Source organism: Streptomyces griseochromogenes, from assembly GCF_001542625.1.
GTDB lineage: Bacteria > Actinomycetota > Actinomycetes > Streptomycetales > Streptomycetaceae > Streptomyces > Streptomyces griseochromogenes.
Map to the genome: position 1 here is coordinate 1,364,192 of NZ_CP016279.1, position 25,593 is coordinate 1,389,784.

Annotated in this window: 24 protein-coding genes; 13 read left to right on the forward strand and 11 right to left on the reverse strand. The window is 69.9% G+C overall.

Annotation, left to right across the window (positions count from 1 at the left end):
- Positions 1-21: 21 nt before the first annotated feature.
- A complete protein-coding gene (gene chcB / locus AVL59_RS06440; protein WP_067300222.1) occupies positions 22-825 on the reverse strand; it encodes a 2-cyclohexenylcarbonyl CoA isomerase in 804 nt (267 codons plus the stop codon).
- A gap of 374 nt (positions 826-1,199) precedes the next feature.
- On the opposite strand from chcB, the gene AVL59_RS06445 reads away from it, so the two are divergent.
- Complete coding sequence (locus tag AVL59_RS06445; RefSeq protein WP_018544333.1) at positions 1,200-1,367, forward strand: DUF3117 domain-containing protein; 168 nt, start codon at positions 1,200-1,202, stop codon at positions 1,365-1,367.
- A 129-nt stretch (positions 1,368-1,496) separates the two neighbouring features.
- On the opposite strand, the gene AVL59_RS06450 is transcribed toward AVL59_RS06445, so the two are convergent.
- Positions 1,497-2,150: an O-methyltransferase gene (locus AVL59_RS06450; protein WP_079147359.1), complete on the reverse strand. Its 654-nt coding sequence runs from the start codon at positions 2,148-2,150 to the stop codon at positions 1,497-1,499.
- Between the two features lie 272 nt (positions 2,151-2,422).
- Between AVL59_RS06450 and sigE the strand changes: the two genes are divergently transcribed.
- From sigE to AVL59_RS06475, 5 genes are all read left to right on the forward strand, one after another.
- Positions 2,423-3,133 (forward strand): RNA polymerase sigma factor SigE, encoded by a 711-nt coding sequence (sigE, locus tag AVL59_RS06455; protein ID WP_079146550.1) that lies wholly within the window; start codon positions 2,423-2,425, stop codon positions 3,131-3,133.
- Positions 3,130-4,125, forward strand: a complete 996-nt coding sequence (locus AVL59_RS06460; RefSeq protein ID WP_079146551.1) for an anti-sigma factor family protein — start codon at positions 3,130-3,132, stop codon at positions 4,123-4,125. Before sigE ends, AVL59_RS06460 begins: the two co-directional genes overlap by 4 nt.
- A 134-nt stretch (positions 4,126-4,259) precedes the next feature.
- Complete coding sequence (locus AVL59_RS06465) at positions 4,260-6,137, forward strand: trypsin-like peptidase domain-containing protein (protein ID WP_079146552.1); 1,878 nt, start codon at positions 4,260-4,262, stop codon at positions 6,135-6,137.
- An 86-nt stretch (positions 6,138-6,223) separates the two neighbouring features.
- The gene (locus AVL59_RS06470; protein ID WP_067300230.1) at positions 6,224-6,679 is read left to right on the forward strand and encodes a sec-independent translocase; all 456 of its coding nucleotides are present in this window, start codon (positions 6,224-6,226) and stop codon (positions 6,677-6,679) included.
- A 224-nt stretch (positions 6,680-6,903) separates the two neighbouring features.
- A complete protein-coding gene (locus AVL59_RS06475; protein ID WP_067300232.1) occupies positions 6,904-7,575 on the forward strand; it encodes a hypothetical protein in 672 nt (223 codons plus the stop codon).
- A 57-nt stretch (positions 7,576-7,632) separates the two neighbouring features.
- Here AVL59_RS06475 and AVL59_RS06480 read toward each other — a convergent pair whose 3' ends face one another.
- The gene (locus AVL59_RS06480; RefSeq protein ID WP_067300235.1) at positions 7,633-10,245 is read right to left on the reverse strand and encodes a DUF6185 family protein; all 2,613 of its coding nucleotides are present in this window, start codon (positions 10,243-10,245) and stop codon (positions 7,633-7,635) included.
- Between the two features lie 191 nt (positions 10,246-10,436).
- Between AVL59_RS06480 and AVL59_RS06485 the strand changes: the two genes are divergently transcribed.
- The gene (locus AVL59_RS06485; protein WP_067300236.1) at positions 10,437-10,862 is read left to right on the forward strand and encodes a hypothetical protein; all 426 of its coding nucleotides are present in this window, start codon (positions 10,437-10,439) and stop codon (positions 10,860-10,862) included.
- A gap of 27 nt (positions 10,863-10,889) precedes the next feature.
- Here AVL59_RS06485 and AVL59_RS06490 read toward each other — a convergent pair whose 3' ends face one another.
- From AVL59_RS06490 to AVL59_RS06500, 3 genes are read right to left on the reverse strand one after another with little or no spacing between them, the layout of a single operon-like run.
- Complete coding sequence (locus AVL59_RS06490) at positions 10,890-12,023, reverse strand: Mrp/NBP35 family ATP-binding protein (RefSeq protein WP_067300240.1); 1,134 nt, start codon at positions 12,021-12,023, stop codon at positions 10,890-10,892.
- A gap of 43 nt (positions 12,024-12,066) precedes the next feature.
- Positions 12,067-12,669: a DUF1003 domain-containing protein gene (locus AVL59_RS06495; RefSeq protein WP_067300242.1), complete on the reverse strand. Its 603-nt coding sequence runs from the start codon at positions 12,667-12,669 to the stop codon at positions 12,067-12,069.
- Complete coding sequence (locus AVL59_RS06500) at positions 12,659-13,963, reverse strand: magnesium transporter MgtE N-terminal domain-containing protein (RefSeq protein WP_067300244.1); 1,305 nt, start codon at positions 13,961-13,963, stop codon at positions 12,659-12,661. Before AVL59_RS06500 ends, AVL59_RS06495 begins: the two co-directional genes overlap by 11 nt.
- A 190-nt stretch (positions 13,964-14,153) precedes the next feature.
- On the opposite strand from AVL59_RS06500, the gene AVL59_RS06505 reads away from it, so the two are divergent.
- Positions 14,154-14,891, forward strand: a complete 738-nt coding sequence (locus AVL59_RS06505) for a hypothetical protein (RefSeq protein WP_067300246.1) — start codon at positions 14,154-14,156, stop codon at positions 14,889-14,891.
- 166 nt (positions 14,892-15,057) lie between these two features.
- On the opposite strand, the gene AVL59_RS06510 is transcribed toward AVL59_RS06505, so the two are convergent.
- Together AVL59_RS06510 and AVL59_RS06515 are read right to left on the reverse strand one after the other, a co-directional pair.
- Positions 15,058-15,585 carry a hypothetical protein gene (locus AVL59_RS06510; protein WP_067300248.1) on the reverse strand — a complete coding sequence of 176 codons (528 nt, stop codon included), beginning with the start codon at positions 15,583-15,585 and terminating at the stop codon, positions 15,058-15,060.
- A gap of 23 nt (positions 15,586-15,608) precedes the next feature.
- A complete protein-coding gene (locus AVL59_RS06515; protein WP_067300250.1) occupies positions 15,609-16,733 on the reverse strand; it encodes a magnesium and cobalt transport protein CorA in 1,125 nt (374 codons plus the stop codon).
- Between the two features lie 484 nt (positions 16,734-17,217).
- Between AVL59_RS06515 and AVL59_RS06520 the strand changes: the two genes are divergently transcribed.
- The 4 genes from AVL59_RS06520 (at position 17,218) to AVL59_RS06535 (ending at position 20,535) form a co-directional block, all read left to right on the forward strand.
- Positions 17,218-17,814 (forward strand): suppressor of fused domain protein, encoded by a 597-nt coding sequence (locus tag AVL59_RS06520; protein ID WP_067300251.1) that lies wholly within the window; start codon positions 17,218-17,220, stop codon positions 17,812-17,814.
- A gap of 331 nt (positions 17,815-18,145) precedes the next feature.
- On the forward strand, positions 18,146-18,787 hold the full coding sequence (locus AVL59_RS06525; protein WP_067300253.1) for a DUF6758 family protein: 642 nt from the start codon (positions 18,146-18,148) through the stop codon (positions 18,785-18,787).
- Positions 18,788-19,000: 213 nt separating this feature from the next.
- Positions 19,001-19,858: a PHP domain-containing protein gene (locus tag AVL59_RS06530; protein ID WP_067300255.1), complete on the forward strand. Its 858-nt coding sequence runs from the start codon at positions 19,001-19,003 to the stop codon at positions 19,856-19,858.
- Positions 19,859-19,929: 71 nt separating this feature from the next.
- Positions 19,930-20,535: a MarC family protein gene (locus AVL59_RS06535; protein WP_067300257.1), complete on the forward strand. Its 606-nt coding sequence runs from the start codon at positions 19,930-19,932 to the stop codon at positions 20,533-20,535.
- A 44-nt stretch (positions 20,536-20,579) separates the two neighbouring features.
- On the opposite strand, the gene AVL59_RS53165 is transcribed toward AVL59_RS06535, so the two are convergent.
- Complete coding sequence (locus AVL59_RS53165) at positions 20,580-20,735, reverse strand: hypothetical protein (protein ID WP_099053010.1); 156 nt, start codon at positions 20,733-20,735, stop codon at positions 20,580-20,582.
- Positions 20,736-20,930: 195 nt separating this feature from the next.
- Here AVL59_RS53165 and AVL59_RS06540 point away from each other — a divergent pair, with 195 nt between their 5' ends.
- A complete protein-coding gene (locus AVL59_RS06540) occupies positions 20,931-21,836 on the forward strand; it encodes an NYN domain-containing protein (RefSeq protein WP_208870578.1) in 906 nt (301 codons plus the stop codon).
- 11 nt (positions 21,837-21,847) lie between these two features.
- Here AVL59_RS06540 and AVL59_RS06545 read toward each other — a convergent pair whose 3' ends face one another.
- Positions 21,848-22,735 carry an alpha/beta fold hydrolase gene (locus AVL59_RS06545; RefSeq protein WP_079146554.1) on the reverse strand — a complete coding sequence of 296 codons (888 nt, stop codon included), beginning with the start codon at positions 22,733-22,735 and terminating at the stop codon, positions 21,848-21,850.
- Positions 22,736-22,864: 129 nt separating this feature from the next.
- Positions 22,865-25,513 (reverse strand): DEAD/DEAH box helicase, encoded by a 2,649-nt coding sequence (locus AVL59_RS06550; RefSeq protein ID WP_067300261.1) that lies wholly within the window; start codon positions 25,511-25,513, stop codon positions 22,865-22,867.
- Between the last annotated feature and the right edge of the window lie 80 nt (positions 25,514-25,593).

The window sequence follows — 25,593 nt, forward strand, 5'->3', positions numbered from 1 at the left end:
CCGAGGCTCACGCCCCCCGGCTCAGCGCCCCGAATACTTCGGCTTCTCCTTGTTCACGAACGCCTGCACCGCGATGGTGTGGTCCTCGGACTGCCCCGCCCGCGTCTGCAGCTCGTCCTCCTTCTCCAGCGTCTCGGCGAGGGAGTGCGTCAGCCCATAGGCCACTGCCTCCTTGATCGCCGCGTACGCCACCGTCGGGCCCTCGGCCAGCGCCCGCGCCACCTTCTCGGCCTCGGCGCGCAGCTCGGCGGCGGGCACCAGCCGGTTGGCGATGCCCAGCTCCAGCGCGTCCTGGGCGCTGATGCTGCGCGGGAAGAGCAGCAGATCGGCGGCGCGGCCCGGTCCGATGACCCGGGGCAGCGTCCAGGAGATGCCGGAGTCCGCGGTCAGGGCGACGCCCGCGAAGGAGGTGTTGAAGGCCGCCGTGTCGGCGACCACCCGGTAGTCCGCGGCGAGCGCGAAGCCGAAGCCTGCCCCGGCCGCCACTCCGTTCACCCCGGCGACCACCGGCTTCGGTGCCCCGGCCAGCGCCTTCACGATCGGGTTGTAGTGCTCCTTGACCGTGGTCATCGTCTGCCTGGACCCGGTCTCGCGGTCGGTGGCGAGCAGCCCGATGTGCTCCTTGAGGTCCTGGCCCACGCAGAACGCCCGGTCCCCGGCGGCGGTCAGCAGGATCGCCCGTACGGCGGTGTCCCCGGCCGCGGATTCCGCCGCCTCCCGGAGAGCGGCCTTGGTCGCGATGTTCAGCGCGTTCATCGCCTCGGGGCGGTTCAGCGTGATCGTCGCGAGTCCGTCGCTCACCTCGTAGAGCACGGTGTCGGCCATGGCGCATCCTCTCCGGTTCACGGTAGGTGACGTACCGCTCAGTACGTCGCTGTCCGAGGACAGCATGGCGGAGATCGCCGGCCAAGGGCCGGACCGGACATGTGACCTGCGTCAAAGAAATCCGGAGCGGAGTCGGCCGGACGGTGTTCCGGGGGTGGCGCAGTATCGCAGTCACATCGCCGAATTGAGTGGTTTTGCTCGCGCGCGTTGCCCAAGCGATGCCGACTGATGTTGGTCATCGGGTCCTGTGATGCGGGATAATGGCTTGGAAGCAATGTGTTCGATGCCGGTGTCGCGTGTCCGTTGCGGACCGTGGGTGCCCTGCCAGGGGGCCGTCGGCAGACGATGAGCTGGTTTCAGGAAGGGGAACGAGCATGGCGGCCATGAAGCCGCGGACGGGCGATGGCCCGCTCGAGGTGACCAAGGAGGGGCGGGGCATCGTCATGCGCGTTCCGCTCGAAGGCGGCGGTCGGCTCGTCGTCGAGCTGACCCCTGACGAGGCCGAGGCACTCGGCGACGCCCTCAAGAAGGTCGTCGTCTGACGCGCCCGCGATCCTGTCATTCCGGCTGCCCCGGCATCGTCATGCGGTGCCGGGGCGGTCGCGTTCCCGGGCCCCGCCTTCCGAGGACGGCCGTCCGGCGACTTCGACGGCTTCGACGGCTTCGAGGGGTCACCGTTTGACGGCGCACAACAATCCGTCGCCCACCGGCAGCAGCGACGTCACCAGCTCCTGGCTCTCGCGCACCGTGCGCAGCAGCTCCCGCAGCCGCAGCACCTCGGTCGGCTGCGGCCCCGAGTCGACCGTACGGCCGTTCGCGAAGACCCCCTCGAAGACCACCAGGCCCCCCGGGCGCAGCAGGCGCAACGATTCAGCGAGGTAATCCGAGTACTCCTGCCGGTCCCCGTCGCAGAAGACGAGGTCGTAGCCGGCGTCCGCGAGCCGCGGCAGCACCTCCAGGGCGCGGCCCGGGATGAACCGGGCCCGGTTGCTGGCGAACCCGCAGGCCCGGAACGCCTGCCGGGCGAACTGCTGGTGCTCCGGCTCCGGATCGACCGTGGTGAGCACCCCGTCCGGGCGCATCCCGTGCAGCAGATGGATTCCGGACACTCCGCAGCCGGTGCCGATCTCCGCGACCGCCTTCGCGTCCACGGAGGCGGCGAGCAGTCGCAGCGCGGCGCCCGCGCCGGGCGACACCGAGCGCAGCCCTGCCTCCCGGGCCCGGTCACGTGCCCAGCGCAGTGCTTCGTCCTCGGCGACAAAGGCGTCGGCGAACGCCCAGCTCGTCTGCCGGTTGCCGGTAATGACCCTCTCCTGTCCCCCTATGGATGCCTGGGCGTGACTGTATCCGTTGGTGCCGGGAACCCGCAGATGGGACTGGGCGTTTAAAGGGATGAGCCGGTGGCCCGGGACGCGACGGGGGGTAAGAGGTGGATCAGGACGCCGAGCACATGCTGACGCAGCCGCATCAGCACGTATCAAATTCTCGTAAAACCGCTTATCCGGAGCTAACGGGCGAGGTGGCTATGGTAGGGGCTCCACTGGACACCACCAGAGCCGACAGGGGAGGTGCGGCCGCGCCTGTGGATCGGGGAGGAGTGCTACGGCGCTTTCTCGGATCGGCAGGGAAGCCGAAATCCGTGAACGACACCGCTGACAGCCACGCCACCGGTTTTGCCGCCGGCGACACCCAGACCGCGACCTTCTCCACCGACGCGGACGGGCAGGCATGGACTCCGCCCACGTGGGAGGAGATCGTCAGCACGCACAGCGGCCGTGTCTACCGGCTCGCCTACCGCCTCACGGGCAACCAGCACGACGCCGAGGACCTCACCCAGGAGGTCTTCGTCCGCGTCTTCCGCTCCCTGTCGACGTACTCGCCGGGCACCTTCGAGGGCTGGCTGCACCGCATCACCACCAACCTCTTCCTGGACATGGTCCGGCGCAAGCAGCGCATCCGCTTCGACGCCCTCGGCGAGGACGCGGCCGAGCGCCTGCCCAGCCGCGAGCCCACCCCGCAGCAGGTCTTCAACGACGCCCACTTCGACGCGGACGTCCAGCAGGCCCTCGACACCCTCGCGCCCGAGTTCCGCGCCGCGGTCGTCCTGTGCGACATCGAAGGACTGTCCTACGAGGAGATCGCCGCGACCCTCGGCGTGAAGCTCGGCACGGTCCGCTCCCGTATCCACCGCGGCCGCTCCCAGCTGCGCAAGGCCCTGGCCCACCGTTCACCCGAGGCGCGGAAGGCCGAGCGGCGTTCCTTCATCCCCCGTGTCCCCGCTCTGGGGGGAGGGGGCGCGACCGCGTGAGTGGATCACGACCGAAACCTGCTCAGGCGCAACTCGCGGAGCAGCACCTGGGAGACCGGCTCTCCGCCCTGGTGGACGGAGAGCTGGGTCATGAGTCGCGCGAGCGTGTCCTCGCCCACCTGGCCACGTGTGCCCGGTGCAAGGCGGAGGCGGACGCCCAGCGTCGGCTGAAGAACGTTTTCGCGGAGGCCGCCCCGCCGCCGCCGTCGGAGAGCTTCCTGGCCCGTCTCCAGGGCCTGCCCGGGGGCGGTGACGCCGACGGCGACGGCACGCCCTCCGCCGGGGGAGGACTCTTCGGACGAGGCCCGGACGCCGGGGTCTTCGGACTGAGGCGCGGCGAGCGCTTCGAGTTCGGCTATGTCCCCGTCGGCCCGCACGCCGGTGCCGCTCCCGCCTCCGGTGCCGAGGAACGCGGCTTCCGGATCCATCCCGTCGGCCGGTCCGACGCCGACCGCTCCGCCTCGCGCGGACTGCGGTTCGCGTTCGCCGCCGCCGGTGCGGTGTCATTGGCCGCCGTCGCCCTCGGCGGCGTGACCACCGCCATCCCCGGCGACATGGCCGCGGACGCCCGCGGCGGCTCCGGCTCCGGCAATGTGGTCCCGGCGCGCTCGTCGGGTACCGGCGCGGGGGCGGCCACGTCCGACACCCAGCGTCGCCGCCCGCTGGGACCGCTGCTCGCCCAGGGCAGCAGCCTGCTCGGCCAGACCCCGGTGGCGCCGACCTCCATGTCCGCGCCCCTGCTGCCCGGAGTGCCGGACCCGGGCAACGGGCAGGTCCACGACGCCGTGCACGACGTGACCACTCCGGTGATGGCCGGTGCGGCCGCGGTCTCGCCTCTGATACGTCCGCTGAGCGAGATCTCGCCGTTCTCCCTGACCTCCTGGACCGCGACCCCCGGGGCGACCGGCTCCGGCCCGCTGCCCGACCCCGTCCCCGACACAGCCTCCGCTCCCTCGGCCTCCCCTCCCGTCTCCTCCCACAAGACGCCCTGACCGGCCTCTGCGCCACGTTTCCGGAACCTGGTTGAATCCTGTGAGGCCGTGCCCGCGGCGGTGACCCGGGCACGGAGTTCGATGTTCCGTGGCCACCGCCGACGCGCGCGGCCGCGGCCAGCCGTGGGGAGAGCATGAACGAGGGGAACCCGACGCACGTCCCGCCGGGGGAGCAGCAGGAGTCGGCGTCGGCAGGGAAGGCGCCGCTCAGGCCCGCCGAAAGGGCCGAGCCGCTCGCCGACGGCGACTTCGAGCTGGCGAAGCCCGCGCCGGTCGCATCGGGAAGCGCGGAGAACGGTGTGCACGCGAGCGGCGTGGACGCGAGCGAGGCTGCCGTGCCGGGTACGGCCGAGCAGGTTGTAGCCGGGCCTGTGGTGGCCGAGTCCGGGCCGGACTCGCTCGGTGAGACGTGTGGGGCTGGTGTTCCGGGCGCGTCGGCTGCCGCGCGGCCCAAGCCTCTGCACGACCCCGATCCCTACAGCACCCCGCCCTACGGCGAACCGGGTCCCTGGGCGCCCGCGCCTCCGGTCCAGCATCCGGCGGCGGCCCCGGCGCAGGGGACGGCCCCGACGCCACCGGTGACCGCGCACGCACCGGCGCAGCCGACTCCGCCCGCGCCGGTGCATTCCGCCCCGCCTCAGGCCGTACCGGCCGCCGCCCCGGCCCCCGCGCCCGTCCCCGTGACCCCGCCCCCGGCAGGACCGGCCGAGCCGGGCGTCTCGACACCCGGGGCCGCGGGCGTGGCCGGGCCGGGACCGGATGCCGGTTCCGTTCCGTCGCCCGCACCGGCTGGCGACCCCTGGCAGGGCTATGACCCCTGGGCCGCTCCCTCGGCCGGACAGCCGCCCCTCGCGCCCGGACCGCTGCAGCAGACCGGTGCCGCGGTGCTCACCGAGCAGCAGCGCCGTAAGCGGGGACGGCGGATGCTCCTCGTCTGGACCCTGCTCGTCGCCGTCGTCTCCAGCGGCATCGGCGGGCTCGTGGGCGCCTATGTCGAGCGTGAGGGCGTGGGGGACGTACATCTGCCGCAGGCCGGAAAGGTGCCCGCCGACCGCGCGCCGAACAGCGTGGCCGGGATAGCCGCCCGGGCGCTGCCCAGCGTCGTGACGCTGCATGTACGCGGGTCCGACGAGGCGGGTACCGGCACCGGCTTCGTCCTCGACACCCGTGGGCACATCCTCACCAACAACCACGTCGTCCAGCCGGCCGCGTCCGGCGGCGACATATCCGTGACCTTCAGCAGCGGCGACACCGCCAAGGCCAGGATCGTCGGCCACGACAGCGGATACGATCTCGCCGTCGTCCAGGTCAGAGGTGTCCGCAGGCTCACCCCCATGCCCCTCGGCAACTCCGACGGAGTCCGGGTCGGCGACCCCGTCGTCGCCATCGGCGCCCCCTTCGACCTGGCCAACACCGTCACCTCGGGCATCATCAGCGCCAAGGAACGGCCCATCACGGCAGGCGGCGAGAAGGGCGACGGAAGCGATGTGTCCTACGTCGACGCCCTGCAGACCGACGCCCCGATCAACCCGGGCAACTCCGGCGGCCCCCTCCTCGACTCCCGGGCCGAGGTCATCGGCATCAACTCCGCCATCCGCTCCGCCGACGAGGGCTCCGACTCCGAGGACAGCCAGGCCGGCTCGATCGGACTCGGCTTCGCCATCCCCATCAACCAGGCCAAGCGGGTCGCTGAGGAACTGATCAACACGGGTCATGCGACCCACCCCGTCATCGGCGTCACCCTCGACATGGGCTACACCGGCGACGGCGCCCGCATCGACACCAAGGCCGGTGACGGCGGCCCCTCCGTCATCAAGGGCGGCCCCGGAGACCGGGCCGGCCTCAGGGCGGGCGACGTGATCACCGAGGTCGACGGGCAGCGTGTCCACTCCGGTGAGGAACTGATCGTCAAGATCCGCGCCCACCGGCCCGGCGACCGGCTGCGCCTGAAGGTCGAGCACGGTGACGAGCGGGAGGTCTCACTCGTGCTGGGCGCTTCGGAGCAGAACTGACAGAAGTCTCACCTCGGGACGGTACCGGTCTGCCTCGTACGCCGGGTACCGTTGAGCGACCGAGAGCATCGCAATGGGAGCGTCAGGTGTTCAATGACATAGGACCACTCGAGCTGGTGACGATCATTGTGCTCGCCGTGCTCGTCTTCGGTCCGGACAAACTCCCGAAGGTCATCCAGGACGTGACGCGCACGATCCGGAAGATCCGCGAGTTCTCCGAGAGCGCCAAGCACGACATCCGTAGCGAGCTGGGCCCGGAGTTCAAGGACTTCGAGTTCGAGGACCTCAACCCCAAGACGTTCATCCGCAAGCAGCTGGACAACGACGATCTGGGGCTGAAGGAGATCCGCAACGGCTTCGACCTGAAGAAGGAGATGGCCGAGGTCACGGACGCCGTCAACGGCCGCGAGAGCGAGACCTCGGCCTCCTCCGCGTCCCCCTCGTCCTCGGCGCCTTCGGCGGGCGGGCGCATCGACATGACCAAGCAGCCCGAGGAGCCCGGCAAGGACGACCGTCCGCCTTTCGACGCGGACGCCACCTAGCGGGTCCCGTCATGTGGGCCGAGCCGCCTACGTGACGCGTTTCATAGCGCGCGCCCACCGCACACGGCGCGAAAGGGCCGTCGGCGCGACCCACGCGCCGGGCGCTTTCCCTGCCGCTCTCAGCGGTGTGGATATGCTGCCGAGTTGTTGTGCGGACCGGACGAGTACGCCCGAAGGGGGGCGGGCCGCCCCGGTCCGACGAGAGCGAGGAGGCGTCCGGGCAGATGGAGACGACGAGTCGGGTGGGCGCGCAGACGCCGGCCGCGGAGGGTGGACAACCGTTTGCCTCCGTCCGGCGTACGGTCGACGGTTACCTGCGGGCGCCTTTCCCGTGGTACGGCCTCGACGAGGCGTTCACGGGGGCGCGCTGGCTGATGCAGGTCGGCACGGCGGCCGACGGTGCAGTCGAGCACGGTTCGATCGGGCACGGTGACGAGCCCTCCGTACGCAATGAGTATGTCGCCGGGTCCGCGGACGAACCGCGGGGGAAGTTCGCGGCCGTGGTGACCGTGGCCGCGAATCCGTCCCGCAGGAGTGCGGACGGTACGGGCCTGCTGGAGGCGACATCGGTGTCCTCGGCGGCGTGGCTGGCGGGGGTGGGACTGCTGTCGTTCACCTGGCCCGGGCAGATGGACCACAGCCTGCGGGACGACTGGCTGGAGCAGCAGACGGAGACCGCGTGGGCCCTGGCCGACGACCTCGAGGGGCCCGAGTGGTCCACGCTGTCCCTTCCGGTGGACGGGGTACCGGCCTCGTTCCATTACCGGGAGTCGGAATTCGGGTGGGTGCTGGCCGGTACCACCGAGGCGGGGGTGCATCTGGGGGCTTACGGGCGGGGGATGAGTGCGTACGGTCTCGGGTTCGCCGTGGTGAAGGACATCAGCGCCTACTCCTAGGGCACGGGTCTGTGAGGAGCGCCGCCGCGACGACGTGGCGGCGCTCCTTTTGTCTTTCTATTTGGGGACCAAGTCGCGATAGATGGCGGCAACGGCCGTGACTTGAGTAAGAAGCAACGCGATTTGTCCGGAGAAGCCTCGTACCTGGTAGAGCGACAGGAGCAGGGTGAAGCGACTGGGCCAGAACTCGCGCTCCTCACTGAAAGTAGCCGTATCCATCCAGATGCCGGTGAGCGTCAGGATGGTGAGCATGAGCAGGGAAAAGAGGAGTAGATACATGGAGCCCGAGTTGGAGAGGCGGATGAAGTCGGTGAGCCTGATGAACAGGAAAACCAGGCCTGCGGGCAGGGCGTAGGCAACGGTCACACTCCATGCGCGCACGGTACCTCGGCGGCCGGGCAGCAGCCGCCATAGTGCGCCAAGGACGAAGCCGGCGCCTGCCCACGCCACCTGATAGGAGATCGCACTCACGACGACCTCCGGAATCCTGACTGGCTCAAAGAGAATTCGTGTCCAATTAAAGGAACCCCGCACGTTCAGAAATACCAGGGAGGCGCTGGCCGGGAGTCCGAACCAGAATGCCAGGCGCGCGGCACGCGACGCGTTGGACCACCAATGGTCTTCTGGCCCCCAGGACAGGGCGACATCCAGTACCGAAATCTGGTTGGGTGGGCATTTCTTGGAGCCGCATCCGTCAACCAGCCACTGGCGTAGTTTATGGAGGCGATCCTCCAATTGGTAGGTCGTGATGCCAGTGGCGCGCCCGTGGTCCAGCAGGTAGGCCTGGTGATTCAGATTCCGGTACTGATGGGCTTTTGCCATCAGCTCTTTCCGATGCTTATCGGTGTCCAGCCTCTGAGTGTAGAAGTGCCGTCCCAGCTGTCTCAGCACTGACCGTTTCCTTCCCACGACAAGAACCATGACCAGCGAGCAGATGTTCAGCAGGAACCAGGCCGCGTACTGCGCGTTGACGCCCACGAACGTGGCACCCCTGAGCCCCACGGCGAAGGCGAAGATCGCTACCGTGAGTACCAGCTCTGGCCTGTTCGGTCCCAATGAGAACTGCTCCTGTTCATGGCCGGGTCGGGTGCGTTGGGCCTGGACACGAAAACGCAGCAGGGAGATGAGCATGATACCGGTCAGGAACCAGCTGCAGGAGAAAATCCAGAGGAGGTCGGTGAAGGAGAATCTGATCAGTCTGTCATCGATGTAATGGCGCTTCGAGGCTGGGCTCTGGTCGGTGAGCCAGTAGATGCGTTCCAACTGGCGTTCGATTGTCTTCCAGATGCACCAGAGCAAGGCTCCAGCAATTCCGCCCAACAACACCCCGACAGCTACGGTCCAGCGGACCGGCGCCTTGTCGTATTTCAGGACCCAGCGCGCGCGGACCAGCCCTCCCTCCCGCGCGAAGCGCCATGCCCACGCGACCATGGCTGCCAGCCACAACCACACTGTCGCCAGACCCTTCAGCGCGAGTCCGGTTCGGCCCAAGGCGAGCGATTCCCGTGGCTCCAGGTGCTGCGACAGGCCGAACAAGCCTGGGGACAGGACTACGAGCAATCCGATCGCTGCCACCGTCGATGCGGTGACGATGACGGCGCGAGCCTGGCGACGCTGGTCAGGGTCGGGGCCGGTGGCCTCGTCCGCCCTGACGTCGGGAGCTTGTGATTCCATGCCGCGTGACCACGGGCGGGCGACGAGGACCAGAGCCAGGCCGGCCAAGATACAGAGGAGTACGCGCCATCGTGGTTCGAGGAGTTTCGGCATCTTGATGAGCAGAATCAGCGTCAGGGCCACTGTCCCGCTGAACAGGGCCCACTGCAGAACTGCCCGCACAAGGCCTTCGTTGCGCCAACCGCCGATGAATCCGACTCGCCACCCTGATCCTCGCATGCCCGACGCCGGTGATGCATAAGCTCGTTGGGCGTAGAACGCGGCCAGTGCGATCGCAATCGAGGCACACACCCACCATGCGGCGACACCTACCGAACTCCAAGGAGACTGGTCGTAGCTGAGGATCCACCAGCGCTGCCACGGTAGTTCGACGTCGAAAAGGACGTGACTCGGTGGCTGATTAAGCCAGGTCAGACTTTGGTTTTCGATAGATGACGAATGGCTAGAGCTATCACTGAACTTGAGGTCGCTGAGATCGGCAGTGACCTTGGTCCAGGGAATATTTTGCAACGTCGACGGCGGCTTTAGGCAGACATTCCATGTATCTCCCTTGAACTTCTGGATCTCCCAAGGGCCGAGCTGGATGAGTTTGTAGCTCTTGATCCAGGCGTAGGATTCGTACTGCACCGTGACCTTGTCGTCCTCGGTGGTTACCTTGGGGCCATGGGAGCGCCATTCCTGGTCGTGTGGCTGATGTTTCTGCCCGCGCAGCAGACAACGCATCGCCTTCCGGTAGTCATCAGACTTCGTGCTGAACGTCAGGGGTCTTGCCAGACTCCATTCCATGGGTACTGACACGGTCATTTCTGAAACTACTCTGATGAATTCTTCGTCATGCGGCTTGAAATGGATCGTTGCTTCCGCGTGGCCGGTATCGAGTTGATCCGCCCGGCACTCGGTGTAGTGATTCTGCTGCGCCTGAGCCGTCGAGCATCCCCACCACATCACCGCCACAGCCACCAGCGACAGTAGCCGCCACCACCGGATCCCCGTCATTGTGTGTCGACACCTCCTGCCCAACTAATTTAGACAGGCGTTCTACGTGTCACACCCAGACACACAAGAGAACCCCGAACACCCACCCCATCGCCCCAGTCTGCGGAATTGCAGGAAAACAGTCAGTGGCTGATAATGGAATCCGATGACCGTCAACTATTTGCGACCGTCAACTATTTGACGGAGGGGTCATGACTGAAATAAACGTTTCCGCCCGGAGGGCGTCACTTCCCCGCTTCGAGGAAGCCGAAGGCCTGGGCCCCCGAGACGCGGAGTTCGTCCGGGATCTGGTGGCGGTGCTGGCCAGACACGGGAATCTGGACCGTTTCGGCCTGTGTCTGCTCCACGATCATTTCCCGCTCGCCGACGACGAGGTGCTGGTGGAGACGAACGACTCCGGGGCCCGCACGCTCCAGGCCCACGTGGAGAAGACGGACGGCACACGGCACACCAAGGCCTCGCAATGGCGGTTCCTGTCGCATGCCGAGGGCGGGCGGGGAGCGGAGCCCGACGACGCTGCCTACCAGGTGCTCCAGCTGTGCACCACGCTGGACCTGTGTCCGGGGCGCGAGCACGAGGAACCCATGGAGAACGACGGAGGGGGCGCCGTCCGTTGAAGACGGCGCCCCCTCCTCGTGGCAGTCCTAGAACTTGTTCTTCGGCGTGATCCCCAGCGACAGCCCGGAAAGGCCCCGCTGCCGCCCCCCGAGCTTCCCCGCGATCGCCCGCAGCGCGGACCCCGCCGGGGAGTCCGGGTCGGTCAGGACGACCGGCTTGCCCTCGTCGCCGCCCTCGCGGAGGCGGACGTCGATCGGGATGTTGCCGAGGACCGGGACCGTCGCACCCGTGGTGCGGGTCAGGCCGTCGGCGACCAGCTGGCCGCCGCCGGTGCCGAAGACGTCGACCATCTCGCCACAGTGCGGGCAGGGCAGGCCGGACATGTTCTCGACCACGCCGACGATCTTCTGGTGGGTCTGGACGGCGATGGCGCCGGCCCGCTCGGCGACCTCGGCCGCCGCCTGCTGAGGCGTCGTGACGACCAGGATCTCGGCGTTCGGGATCAGCTGGGCCACGGAGATCGCGATGTCGCCGGTGCCGGGCGGGAGGTCGAGGAGCAGGACGTCGAGGTCGCCCCAGTAGACGTCGGCGAGGAACTGCTGGAGGGCGCGGTGCAGCATCGGGCCGCGCCAGACGACCGGCGCGTTGCCCGGGGTGAACATGCCGATGGAGATGACCTTCACGCCGTTCGCGGACGGCGGCATGATCATGTTCTCGACCTGGGTGGGACGGCCGTCCACGCCGAGCATGCGCGGCACCGAGTGGCCGTAGATGTCGGCGTCCACGACGCCGACCTTCAGGCCGTCGGCCGCCATCGCCGCCGCCAGGTTCACCGTCACCGAGGACTTGCCGACGCCGCCCTTGCCGGAGGCGACCGCGTAGACCCGGGTGAGGTTGCCCGGCTTGGCGAAGGGGACCTCGCGCTCGGCCTGGCCGCCGCGCAGGGCCGTCGCCAGCTCCTTGCGCTGCTCGTCGCTCATCACGTCCAGCGTGACGTCGACGCGGGTGACGCCCTCGACCCGGGAGACCGCCTCGGTGACACGCTGGGTGATCGTCTCGCGCATGGGGCAGCCGGAGACCGTCAGGTACACGGTGACCGCGACCGTGCCGTCCTCCCCGATCTCCACCGATTTGACCATCCCGAGTTCGGTGATGGGTCGGTTGATCTCGGGGTCGTTCACCGTCGCCAGTGCCTCGCGCACCGCGTCTTCCGTAGCCATAAGGACGATGGTACGGCGCTTCGAGGGGCCTCCGGGTAGCCCCTCAACGGTCGTCTGTGTCACGTCCCGGCGACCGTTCCGCCCTTTCTGTCGGGAATACGACATGACCGTCGTGCCGCCGCCGCTCCTCCAGCTCCTTGGCCACGTCCTGCAGCTCGGAGCGGATCCAGTCGCGGGTCGCCACCTCGCCCAGGCCCATGCGCAGCGCGGCGATCTCCCGGGTCAGGTACTCGGTGTCGGCGATCGACCGCTCGTTCTGCTTGCGGTCCTGCTCCAGGTTGACCCGGTCGCGGTCGTCCTGCCTGTTCTGCGCGAGCAGGATCAGCGGGGCGGCGTAGGAGGCCTGCAGCGACAGCATCAGGGTCAGGAAGATGAACGGATAGGTGTCGAAGCGCAGGTTCGCCGGCGCGACGATGTTCCACAGCACCCACAGGATGATGACGACCGTCATCCAGACGATGAAGCGTCCCGTGCCCAGGAAGCGGGCGATCTTCTCCGACAGCCGGCCGAAGGCCTCCGGGTCCCACTCGGGCAGGATCCGGCGCCGGGGCGGGCGCGGCTGGTCCAGACGGGGTGTCCGGTGCCGGGTGGCGGCCGTGGCGCCCGCCGGGGTGCGCTCGCGGGCGCTCTCGCGCTCAGGAGCCATGGGTACGCGCCCCCTCGTCGGCCGTCCCGCTCTCGTCGTGCAGGTGGAACTCCGTCTCCCGCCAGTCCTCGGGCAGCATGTGGTCGAGTACGTCGTCCACGGTCACGGCGCCGAGCAGTGAACCGGACTCGTCCACGACGGGCGCGGCGACCATGTCGTACGTGGCGAAGAACCCGGCGACGACGGGCAGCTGGGCGTCGGGGTCCAGGGCCTGCAGATCGTCGTCGACGAGCGAGCTGACCAGGGTGTACGGCGGGTCGCGCAGCAGTCGCTGGAAGTGCACCGTGCCCAGGTACTTGCCGGTCGGGGTCTCGTCGGGCGGGCGGCAGACGTAGACCTGGGCGGCGAGGGCGGGGGAGAGGTCCGGGTTGCGGACCCGGGCGAGCGCGTCGGCGACGGTGGCGTCCGGGCGCAGCACGATCGGCTCGGTGGTCATCAGACCGCCCGCGGTGTGCTCCTCGTACGACATCAGGCGCCGCATCTCGGCCGCGTCGGCGGGCTCCATCAGGCTCAGCAGCCGCTCCTTGTCATCCTCCGGCAGTTCGGCGAGCAGGTCGGCCGCGTCGTCGGGGTCCATGGCCTCCAGGACGTCGGCCGCGCGTTCCTCCTTCAGCTTGCCGAGGATCTCGATCTGGTCGTCCTCCGGCAGCTCCTCCAGGACGTCGGCGAGGCGGTCGTCGTCCAGGGCGGCGGCGACCTCGGCGCGCCGCTTGGCGGAGAGGTGGTGCAGGACGTTGGCGAGGTCGGCGGGGCGCAGCTGTTCGAAGGTGGCGAGCAGGCTCTCGGCGCCCTGTCCGTGCTCCTCCAGCGAGAACCCGGTGACGGCCGACCACTCCACGGTCAGCGTCTCGCCCTTGGCCCGCCTGAAGGCCCCGCCCTTCTTCCCCCGGCGGACGAAGACGCGGTCGATCTCCCAGTCCCGGCGCGCGGGCAACTGCTGTACGGCCAGGTCGAGGACGGTGACCTCCTCGCCGGTCTCCACCAGCTTCACCCGGCGGTCCAGCAGCTCCCCGAAGACCAGCCGCTCGGTGGGCCGCTGTTCGAAGCGGCGGACGTTGACCACGCCGGTGGTGATGACCTGCCCGGACTCGATGCCGGTGACCCGGGTCATGGGCAGGAAGATACGGCGCCGGGTGGACAGCTCGACGACCAGTCCGAGGACGCGCGGGGGCCGTCGTCCGACGCGCAGCATGACGACCAGATCGCGCACGCGGCCCACCTGGTCGCCCGTCGGATCGAAGACGGGGACCCCGGCGACGTGCGAGACGAAGATCCGGGGGGCGCCGGCTGCCATGGCTGTGCTTCCTTTGCGTGAGGATCGTATGGATTGCTCGGATCTGACCGCTCGGGTGCGCTTCAGGCTAGCCCGTCCTGTTCGGATGCGCCCTGGTGGGCAGTCCGGACGGACCGGCTCCGCTGGGCGGCCGGGGCCCCGGTACGCTGCGGTACGCCGCTCAGGAACCGTCAGAAAGGCAGTGCCACCTGTGACTGCGATTCCCCAGGGCCGTACCCGCCGGGCCGCGCTGGCGACCGCGGCATGCGCGCTGGCCGCGACGGGAGCGATGGCGCTGACGGGGTGCAACGAGGATCCGGACGCGGGGACCAACGGGGTCGGCAAGCTGTCCGCCGACCGGATCCAGGCGAAGACGCGGGCCGCGGCGCAGGCGGCGCCCGCGGTGCGGCTGTCGGGGACCGTGGTCACCAGCGGCCGTACGTACACGCTGGACATGCGGCTCAAGGCCGAGGGCGGTACCGGATCGGTCACCTCCCAGGGGGCCACGTTCCGGTTGCTGCGGGTCGGCAAGCAGCTGTATCTGAAGGCCGACGCGGACTTCTGGAATCACGCGGACGGCAGCGACGGTGCCGCCGGCAAGCTGGACGGCAAGTACGTGAAGGTGCCGCAGGGGGATCCCGCGTACAAGAAGTTCAGCGGCTTCACGGACAAGGACGTGCTTCTCGGCGGTCTGCTCACGCTGCACGGCAAGCTGGCGGCGGACGGCCACCACGAGGAGTCCGGCACCCGCACGATCCGCATCACCGGCGACGCCGGCTCCGGCGGCACCCTGGACGTCTCCCTGGAGGGCAAGCCGTATCCGCTCAGCCTGGTGCGCGGCGGCAGCGCGGGCACGCTCCGCTTCTCGGACTGGGGCAAGGACTTCGCCGTGACCGACCCCGCGACGTCGGAAACAGTGGACTACGGCAAGCAGCTGCCGACGTCGTAAGGTCGCTGGGGCCCGGTCTACAGATTGGTGCTGTCGGCGGGGCAGTGAGGCCGGCGAGGCGGCGTGGCCGGCCGTCGCTGTTCTCCGGTCACGGGGCTTCTCTGCCGCGACGGTGATCGGCCGGCCTTCGTTTCCGGCGGTGCCGTACTCTCCTCGGCCCCCGGCCTCACTTCTTGCGGCGCTTCGCCAGCAGCTTCGGCAGGCCCGGCGGGATCGGGCGGCGGGTTGTCGCCGGGGTCGGAAGCGGGCGCTCGGCCAGGCTGTGGGAAGGCAACGGCGCGGAAGATCCCGCCGGCACCAGGCGGAGCACCCTGCACTCGCGGGCCCAGCGGTCCGGCATCTGCTCACCGTCGGGGGCGTTCAGCCGCTTGCCCTTCAGCTCGGCGACCGCCGCCTCCCACTCCGGCGAGCCCGGGGCCAGCTCCGACACGGTCGCCGGCCAGCTCACCAGCCGGCCCCCCTTGTCCTTGCTGCGTACGGTCACCTCGGCAAGGCCGCCGTCGGCCAGACCGGGCAGCGGCTGCTCCCCGGGCCCGTCGCCGACCAGGCACACCGCACCCTCGTGCCACACGTGCCACAGCGCACGCGCCGCAGGGGCTCCGGCGCCCCTGACCCAGATGAGGCCGGACTTCTTCGTGGCCTCCTCGACGAGGGCCTGGTCGAGAAGGGCCTGGCCGAGCAGCTCGCTTGTCATGCGTCCAGCCTATCCAGCCCCGCTCACAGCCAGCCGTTGCGCTTGAGCGTGCGGTGGATGCCCATGCACAGGACGACGGTGATGCCCATGATCACCGGGTACCCGTACTTCCAGTGCAGCTCGGGCATGTACTTGAAGTTCATGCCGTACACCCCGCACACCATCGTCGGCACGGCGATGATCGCCGCCCAGGCGGTGATCTTGCGCATGTCCTCGTTCTGCGCGACCGACGCCTGCGCGAGGTTGGCCTGGAGGATGGAGTTGAGGAGTTCGTCGAAGCCCAGCACCTGCTCCTGGACCCGGGCGAGATGGTCGGCGACGTCCCGGAAGTACTTCTGGATGTCCGGGTCGACCAGCCGCATCGGCCGCTCGCTCAGCAGCTGCATCGGCCGCAGCAGCGGGGCCACCGCCCGCTTGAACTCCAGTACCTCACGCTTGAGTTGGTAGATCCGCGCCGAGTCCACACCCCGCGAGACACCACCCCGGCGGCCCGGTGAGAAGACCTCGGTCTCCACCTCGTCGATGTCGTCCTGCACCGCGTCGGCCACCGCGATGTAGCCGTCCACGACATGGTCGGCGATGCCGTGCAGCACGGCCGAGGGGCCCTTCGCGAGCAGTTCGGGCTCGTCCTGCAGCCGGTGCCGCAGCGCCCGCAGCGAGCCCTGGCCGCCGTGCCGCACGGTGATGAAGAAGTCCCGGCCGGTGAAGCACATGACCTCGCCGGTCTCGACCACCTCGCTGTTGGCGGTCAGCTCGTCGTGCTCGACGTAGTGGATGGTCTTGAAGACGGTGAAGAGCGAGTCGTCGTACCGCTCCAGCTTGGGCCGCTGGTGGGCCTGGACCGCGTCCTCGACGGCCAGCGGGTGCAGCCCGAACTCGGCGGCGATACCCGCGAACTCCGCCTCGGTCGGCTCGTGGAGGCCGATCCATACGAACCCGCCGTCACGGCGCACCTGCCGCATCGCCTCGTGCGGGGTCAGCGGCTTGGCGCTCGGGACACGCGAACCGTCGCGGTAGACGGCGCAGTCGACGACGGCCGAGGGCGTCGCGGGGTCGCGCGTGGTGTCGTACGACGCGCTCGTCTCCTTGCGGAGCGAGGGACGGGACGACGTACGGACCACGGCGCGCAGGTCGCGGATCATCGACATGGGCAGGCTCCTTCGCGGGCGGGCAGCGACGGCGCGCGGCGAACGGGTGGAACTACCCGGAATGGGGACGTCCTGTCGGGTCTCCCCGCCCTTGGGGCAGGAAGGATGTTTGGCACGTCCACAAAGCGGGGAGCACCGCACCGTTGCGGTGGCGACTTCGCCGCTGATGCAGAAACTGATTCAGGTCAGACAGCTCAGGCAAAGCGAAACGAAGTGCTCTTCCGAACGGCGACGCGAACGGGAAGGTGGCAGCCAGCCGGGAACTACTTCAGCAGCCGGAAGAGCGAGTGGTACTGCACGGTCGACTTCGATCCATGACAGCCCCACCTCCTCCGGCCGGTCCCTCGTAAGGGAGTCTCATCGGCGTCGGGACTCGATCAGCGACGCTTCTGCGTGCTACCCCGAACCACCGGCTCAGCGTAGCAGTCACCCGAAGTGTCAAGGTGCCGCTTTGCCCGCTGCTGACGAGATCTATGCTCACGGCATGGTTGATGTTCTTCCTCTGGTCGAGGCACGGTTGAGCACCGCGCTGGGCGCACCGGACGCGCGCGCCGCGGTCACCTTCCTCGGCACGGACCGCATCGAGGTGCTCCGCTTCCGGGATTCCGATCAAGAGGGAGCCGTGGTCCGTTACGCCACGCTCGGCATGTCCGCGCACCCCATGACGGACCCCACGGCGATGCTCGCCGACCCCGTCAAGGGCCCCCGCGCCGAGCTGGTCCTGACGGTCCGCGCGGGCCTCGCGGAGACCGACAAGGTACTCCGCGCGCTCGCCGTACTCGCCGCGTCCCCGCAGGTGGAAGGCGTGGTGGTGGCCCCTGGCGCCTCCCTGGACGTGGGTGACCCACTGTGGCCCGGCGCCCCCTTCTCCTCGGTCCTGGTGGGCGAACCCGGCGGTCTCGTCGAGGACCTGGAGCTGGACGCGCCGATGGATCCCGTACGGTTCCTGCCGCTGCTGCCGATGACCGCGAACGAGGCCGCCTGGAAGCGGGTGCACGGCGCGCAGGCCCTCCAGGAGCGCTGGCTCACGAAGGGCACGGACCTGAGGGATCCGGCCCGCAAGTCCGTCCCGCTCGACTGACCCGGACGTGACCGATCTCACCAACGCGGGGACGGTATCGGCCAGTTGGCAAAGGCGGCGACACTGTCCTCGGCGGCGCCGTCTCCCGCTCCTCGGCTGCGGTCCTACCGATCCTCCAGCAGGCGTTGTACGTCCCGCGGGGAGGGGATTCGTGTGCCGTCGGACGGAGCGGCACAGCACGCGAGGCCCAGGTCTCCCGCGTGCGAACGATATTTCGGTGTGAGAACTGTTGCGCCTGCTTGTAATGGGCAACGCCCACCGGAGCCGGTGCGTGCGCCGGTCGGGTGATCGTCCTTGACGTAACGGGACAGGGGTAGGACCGTGGAGCCCTATGAGGGGCGAACCCAGTTGCCCGAAGTGTGGTGGCCGGGTCAGGGCTCCCGGTCTCTTCGCCGATACCTGGCAGTGCGATGTTCACGGGTCGGTGCATCCGCTGCAGCCCGTGATCCCGCCCAGCGTCGAGGCGCTCAATGTCGTGGTGCATCGCACGCAGGTCCCCGTGTGGATGCCGTGGCCGCTGCCGGTCGGATGGCTGTTCACGGGGGTGACCTACGCGGGCGACGACCGCAGCGGCGGCCGTGCCACCGCCGTGGCCTGCTCCGGGCCCGGCCCGCTCGGCGGCATGGGCGAGCTGATCCTGGTCGCCGAGGAGCTCGGCGTCGGCCTCGGAGCGCGGTACGCGGGCATCGACGGCCCGGATCCAGGGGCGTACATGAACGTCGAGAAGCCGCCTCAGGCCAAGGTCCTTGCCGCCGGCCGCCCGACCCCGCTCTGGCACGTCTACCGCACTCCCGACGACCGTGCCGTCTTCGCCGGTGAGGCGCTCGGGATGTGGCTGTGGGCGGTGATGTGGCCCGAGCAGGCGGGCTTGCTCATGTACGACGAGCTGGTGCTGACGGATCTGCGGGATGCGGGGGCGGAGTTGGATCTGGTGCCTTGTGGGGCGCTTTCGCCGCGCTTGCTCAAGCCGTGACGCCGCGCTCGCTTCGGCCGTAGTGCCCACTGGGGTGGGGCGTGCTGTCCGAGGGCGGGTGTGGGGTGTTCGGGGTTGCTCGTGCAGTTCCCCGCTCCCCTCAGGTGGGTTTGTGTAGGGGGCGCTGATCGGGTGCGGGTGTGACATGGCGTCGCTGTCCTGACGCTATCCTTAGGTGTCCCCTTCCGTCCGTCACCGCCTGGAGTACGCGTCGTGCGCATCGACCTGCACTGTCACTCCACGGCCTCCGACGGTACGGACACCCCGGCCGAGCTGGTGCGCCATGCCGCCGCGGCCGGTCTGGACGTCGTCGCGCTGACCGACCACGACACCACCCGTGGGTACGCCGAGGCGATCACCGCGCTGCCCGAGGGGCTCACGCTGGTCACCGGTGCCGAGCTGTCCTGCCGTATCGACGGCATCTCCATGCACATGCTGGCCTACCTCTTCGACCCCGAGGAGCCCGATCTGCTCGCCGAGCGCGAGCTGGTCCGGGACGACCGGGTGCCGCGGGCCCAGGGCATGGTCACCAAGCTGAACGCGCTCGGCGTGCCGGTCGCCTGGGAACAGGTCGAGCGGATCGCCGCCGGCGGTTCCGTGGGGCGTCCGCATGTCGCCAGCGCGCTCGTCGAGCTGGGTGTGGTGCCCACGGTCGGCGACGCGTTCACCGAGGAGTGGCTGGCCGACGGTGGCCGGGCCTTCGTGGCGAAGCACGAGACCGATCCCTTCGAGGCGATCCGGCTGATCAAGGGCGCGGGCGGCGTGGCCGTCTTCGCGCACCCGGCTGCCGCCAAGCGTGGCCGTACGGTGCCGGAGTCCGCGATCGCGAAGATGGCGGCGGCCGGTCTGGACGGCATCGAGGTCGACCACATGGACCATGACGCCGACGCCCGGGCCCGGCTGCGGGGCCTCGCGAAGGAACTGGGGCTGCTGGTCACGGGGTCCTCGGACTACCACGGCAGCCGCAAGAGCGTGTCGCTCGGCGAGTACACGACGGACCCCGAGGTGTACGGGGAGATCATCCGGCGGGCCACCGGCGCGTTCCCCGTCCCGGGGACCGGCGGGGCCTGAGACCCTCAGGGGTCGACTCCGCGCCACCTCACGCCCACTTTTCTTCTTCCCGCAAGGCTTGTACTTCCCTCATGTTCGACGTCGCTGTCTTCGGCTCCCTCTTCCTGACCCTCTTCGTCATCATGGATCCCCCAGGGATCACCCCGATCTTCCTCGCGCTGACCGCGGGGCGCCCCGCCAAGGTGCAGAAGCGGATGGCCTTCCAGGCCGTCTGTGTGGCGGGCGGGGTCATCGCGACCTTCGGTGTGCTGGGCCACCAGATCCTGAACTACCTGCACGTCTCCGTCCCCGCGCTGATGATCGCGGGCGGTCTGCTGCTTCTGCTGATCGCGCTGGACCTGCTCACCGGCAAGACCGACGAGCCGAAGCAGACCAAGGACGTGAACGTCGCCCTCGTGCCGCTGGGCATGCCGCTGCTGGCGGGGCCCGGTGCCATCGTGTCCGTGATCCTTGCCGTGCAGAAGGCCGGCAGTGTGGCCACACAGGTCTCCGTGTGGTCCGCGATCCTCGCGATCCACGTGGTGCTGTGGCTGGTGATGCGTTACTCGCTGCTGATCATCCGGGTCATCAAGGACGGCGGCGTGGTCCTGGTGACGCGGCTCGCGGGCATGATGCTCTCCGCGATCGCGGTGCAGCAGATCATCAACGGTGTCACTCAGGTGATCCGGGGGAGCTGAGACCTGGCCTCGGCTCCCCCGGAAAGCTTGAGTGTCGCCGCCCGTTACGAGGCCGGCGTGTGCTCGGCCGGGCGGATCCACAGGCGCTGTCCGATGGCGGCGGCCTGCTGAACTATCCGGTTGACGGAGGCGGCGTCCACGACGGTGCTGTCCACGGTGGTGCCGTTGACCTCGTCGAGTCGCATGATTTCGAAGCGCATGGCTTCTCCCTTCGTCTGGTCATCCTCCTGCGGAGAACTACTGGGTGTGACCTTGTGTCGTAGGAGTCAACGGCTTGCGTGTTACAAACATTCCCTACGCTAAAGAAATTTTTCGAACAGCTAATTACTGACCGGTAAGCGGGGGTGGCGGGACCGACCGGGAGCGGTTGTGTTCGCAGCGTGACCGCCGGGACAATGGAGGCGATGAACGACGACCTGGCGGCCCTCTCCGCCCGCATCGACCACACCAACGAGCTGCTGCAGCGCATGCTCGCCGAGGTCGCCAAGACGCCCTCGACCCACGCGATCTTCGTCGACGCGGGCTATCTGTACGCGGCCGCGGGCCGGCTGGTCGCCGGGACCGAGGACCGCCGGGCCTTCGACCTCGACGCCGAGGGCCTGATCGACGCGCTCATCGACAAGGCCCGCACGATCTTCGCGGACAGCCGCCTGCTGCGCGTCTACTGGTACGACGGCGCCCGCCGCCGTATCCATACCGCCGAGCAGCAGTCCATCGCCGAGCTGCCCGACGTCAAGGTCCGCCTCGGCAACCTGAATGCCAACAACCAGCAGAAGGGCGTCGATTCCCTCATCCGCTCCGACCTGGAGTCCCTCGCCCGGCACCGCGCGATCAGCGACGCGGCCCTGCTCGGCGGCGACGAGGATCTGGTGTCGGCGGTGGAGGCGGCCCAGGGCTACGGCGCGCGCGTCCACCTGTGGGGCATCGAGGCACCCGAGGGCCGCAACCAGGCCGAGCCGCTGCTCTGGGAGGTGGACAGCCAGCGCACCCTCGACCTGGAGTTCTTCAAGCCGTACGTCGCCCGCCGCACGGCCGCCGCCTACGAGGCCGCCGCCGGGACCCGTCCCACCCGCGACGACGTCCGCTTCGTCGGCGCCCAGATCGCGGCGAAATGGCTGGCCGCCCGGGGCCGCGAGTCCCTGGTCGAGCTGCTGCCCGGCCACCCCCGACTGCCCGGCTCCGTCGACCAGGACCTCCTGGTCGAGGCCGAACGCCTGCTCCAGTACTCGCTACGCGGCCAGGGAGACCTGCGTCACGCCCTGCGCGAAGGCTTCTGGGAGCACCTTCAGACGCAGTACTAGCCCGTCGGCCGCTACCGGCGTGCCCGGTCCGGACGCTCGTCCCAGAAGCCGGCTATCGCGCGTGCCGTGGCGAGCGGCTGGTCGGTGTTGGGCGAGTGCTCGGCGCCCTCGACGACCGTCCGCCGTGCCTTCAGCCGCCGCGCCATCTCGTCGAGCAGCGCGAGCGGCCAGGTGTCGTCCAGCGCGCCCGACAGGACGTGGAACGGCAGCGGTACGGCGGCCAGTTCGGCGACGCGATCCGGTTCGCCGCACAACTGGCGGCCGGTGGCGAGGAGTTGGGCGGGCTTGTTCCCCAGCCAGCGGCGGCGCAGATCCTCCCGGTCGTCCAGACCGCCGTCGAGTCCGCCCGCGTCGGTCTCCTCGGGTGCATCCATCGCCCGCATCGCGTCCCACACCTCGGCCATCGTCATCACGGCGAGCGCGTCCCGCAGCAGCTTCACGCGCTGCTGCTGGGAGGCCGAGATCTGCGCCGGGCCCGAGGCCATCAAGGTGAGCGACAGGAACGGGGAGTGGTCGATCAGCACGGCCGCGCGCGAGATCTGCCCGCCGAGGGAGTGTCCCAGCAGATGCACGGGCCCGCCGACGGCCTCCGCCTGTGCCAGCACGTCCCGCGCCAACTCCTCCTGCGCGTAAGCGGATTCGTCGTGCTCGGGACCGTCCGACTCGTACTGCCCGCGCCCGTCCACGGCCACGGTCCGGTACCCGCGCTCGGCCAGCGGCACATGCAGCGGATTGAAGTCCTCCTTGCTCCCGGTGAACCCCGGCAGCAGCAGAGCGACGCCCCTGGGCTCGACCCCGGCGGCCACGGGCGCGTCGACGACGGCGAATTCACCGCGCGCGGTGCGCAGGGAGTACGCACGGGCGCCGGGGGGCGGGACGAAGGTGGCAGGCCTGCTCATGGGGAGAGGCTATCGGGCCTGTCGAGCACGGGAACGAGGTGGGGATGCCGACGGCCCGGTCCCACCGAGGTGGTCCGGGCCGTCGGGGTGACGCCTTTGCGCTGTCCGGCCGGTGAGCCGAAGCGCCGATCAGGCTTCGGTGGCCTCCACGGTCGCCGTCGCGGCCTTGCGGGTACGGCGGCGGGGCTTGACCTCCGGCTCGTCGGTGGCCTGCGCCGGAATCTCCGCAGTGGCCGTCTTGGCAACGGCCTTACGGGTCCGCCGCGCCTTCGGCGCAGCCGCTTCGGCCCCGTCCACCGCGGCTTCGACGGCGGCAGCCGCCGTCTTGCGGGTACGGCGCGGCTTGACCTCGGCCTCGGCCTCCGTCGTCTCCGGGGCGGCGGCGGCCGTCTTCCGCGTGCGGCGCGGCTTGACCTCGGCCTCGGCCTCTGCCGTCTCCGGGGCGGCGGCGGCCGTCTTCCGCGTGCGGCGCGGCTTGGCCTCCGTGCCCTCGGCCGTGTCCGCGGCGGCCTCGGCAGCGGCGGTGGTCTTGCGGGTCCGGCGCGGCTTGGCCTCCGGCTCCTCGGCGGCCTCTGCCACGACCGTCTCCGGGGCGGCCGCGGCCGTCTTGCGGGTGCGGCGGGGCTTGGTCGCCGGGGCTGTCTCGTCCGTGGCCTCGGCCGTCGCGACCGCTGCTTCGGCGGCCGGTTCGGCCGTCTTGCGGGTACGGCGGCGCGGCTTGGCCTCCGCGGCCTCAGCCTCCACGGCCTCAACCTTTTCCACCGCTTCCGGAGCGGCGGCGGTCTTGCGGGTGCGGCGCGGCTTGGCCTCCGCGGTTTCGGCGGCGTCGACCACCGCCTCCGCGGCGGCCACGGCCGTCTTGCGAGTACGGCGGCGCGGCTTGGCCTCCGGCTCCTCGGCGGCCTCTGCCACGACCGTCTCCGGGGCGGCCGCGGCCGTCTTGCGGGTGCGGCGGGGCTTGGTCGCCGGGGCTGTCTCGTCCGTGGCCTCGGCCGTCGCGACCGCTGCTTCGGCGGCCGGTTCGGCCGTCTTGCGGGTACGGCGGCGCGGCTTCGGCTCCGTCGCTTCGGCGGTGGCCTCGGGCTCGGCGGCCACAGGCGCGGGCTCGACCACCGCGGTCGCCTCGGCCTGGGTCACCGGTGCCTCGGTCAGCGGCGCTTCGGTCAGCGGCGCTTCGGTCACCGGCGCCTCAGCAGCCTGCGCCGACTTGCGCGTGCGGCGGCGGCGCGGCTTCTCCGGAGTCTCCAGGGCCCCGGAACCGTCCACCGTGTCCACCGTCTCCACGGCGGCCTCGGGGGTCGCGGTCGCGGCAGCGGTCGTCAGCGCCTCGGAAGCGGCTCCGGCACGCGTACGGCGACGGCGGCGCGGGGTGCGGGCCGCCGTGGACTCCTCTGCGGTGCCGGTTTCTTCGGCCGGCGCCGTGGTGGCCGTAGCGGGGGAGGCGTCCAGCGGAGTACCGCCGCGCGTGCGGCGACGGCGGCGCGGCGTGCGCGCCGGGCGCTCGCGCTCGGCGGGCGCGTCGGCGGCGGACTCGGCACGGCCACCGCGGCCGCCCCGGCCACCACGACCCCGCGCACCACGGCCGCCGGTCTCGCCGAGGTCCTCCAGCTCCTCCGCGTCGAGCCCGGCGCGGGTGCGCTCCGAGCGCGGCAGGGTGCCCTTGGTGCCCTCGGGGATATCGAGGTCCGTGAACAGGTGCGGGGAGCTGGAGTACGTCTCCGTAGGGTCGTTGAAGCCCAGCTCCAGCGCCTTGTTGATCAGCTGCCAGCGCGGGATGTCGTCCCAGTCGACGAACGTGATCGCCGTACCCTTCGCGCCCGCGCGGCCGGTACGGCCGATGCGGTGCAGATACGTCTTCTCGTCCTCGGGGGACTGGTAGTTGATGACGTGGGTCACGCCCTCCACGTCGATGCCGCGCGCGGCGACGTCGGTGCAGACGAGGACGTCGACCTTGCCGTTGCGGAAGGCGCGCAGGGCCTGCTCGCGGGCGCCCTGGCCGAGGTCGCCGTGGACCGCGCCGGAGGCGAAACCGCGGCGCTGCAGCTGCTCGGCGATGTCGGCCGCCGTCCGCTTCGTACGGCAGAAGATCATCGCGAGCCCGCGGCCGTTGGCCTGCAGGATGCGGGCGACCATCTCCGGCTTGTCCAGGGAGTGCGCGCGGTAGACGAACTGCTTGATGTTCGCGACCGTCGCGCCCTCGTCGTCCGGCGCGGTGGCGCGGATGTGGGTGGGCTGCGACATGTAGCGGCGCGCGAGGCCGATGACCGCGCCCGGCATGGTCGCGGAGAACAGCATGGTCTGGCGCTTGGCCGGCAGCATGTTGATGATCTTCTCGACATCGGGCAGGAAGCCCAGGTCGAGCATCTCGTCGGCCTCGTCGAGGACCAGGCACTTGACGTGCTTGAGGTTCAGCTTCTTCTGGCCGGCGAGGTCGAGCAGGCGGCCCGGGGTGCCGACGACCACGTCGACGCCCTTCTTCAGGGCCTCGACCTGGGGCTCGTAGGCCCGGCCGCCGTAGATCGCCACCACGCGCACGTTACGGACCTTGCCGGCCGTGAGCAGGTCGTTCGTCACCTGCGTGCACAGCTCGCGCGTGGGGACGACGACGAGCGCCTGCGGGGTGTCGGTGAGGGCCTCGGGCCGGGCGCGGCCCGCCTCGACGTCGGCGGGGACGGTCACGCGCTCGAGGAGCGGGAGGCCGAAGCCCAGCGTCTTGCCGGTGCCGGTCTTGGCCTGGCCGATGACGTCCGTGCCGGAGAGGGCGACGGGGAGCGTCATCTCCTGGATGGGGAAGGGAGTGATGATGCCGACGGCGTCCAGGGCCTCGGCGGTCTCGGGAAGGATTCCGAGTTCTCGAA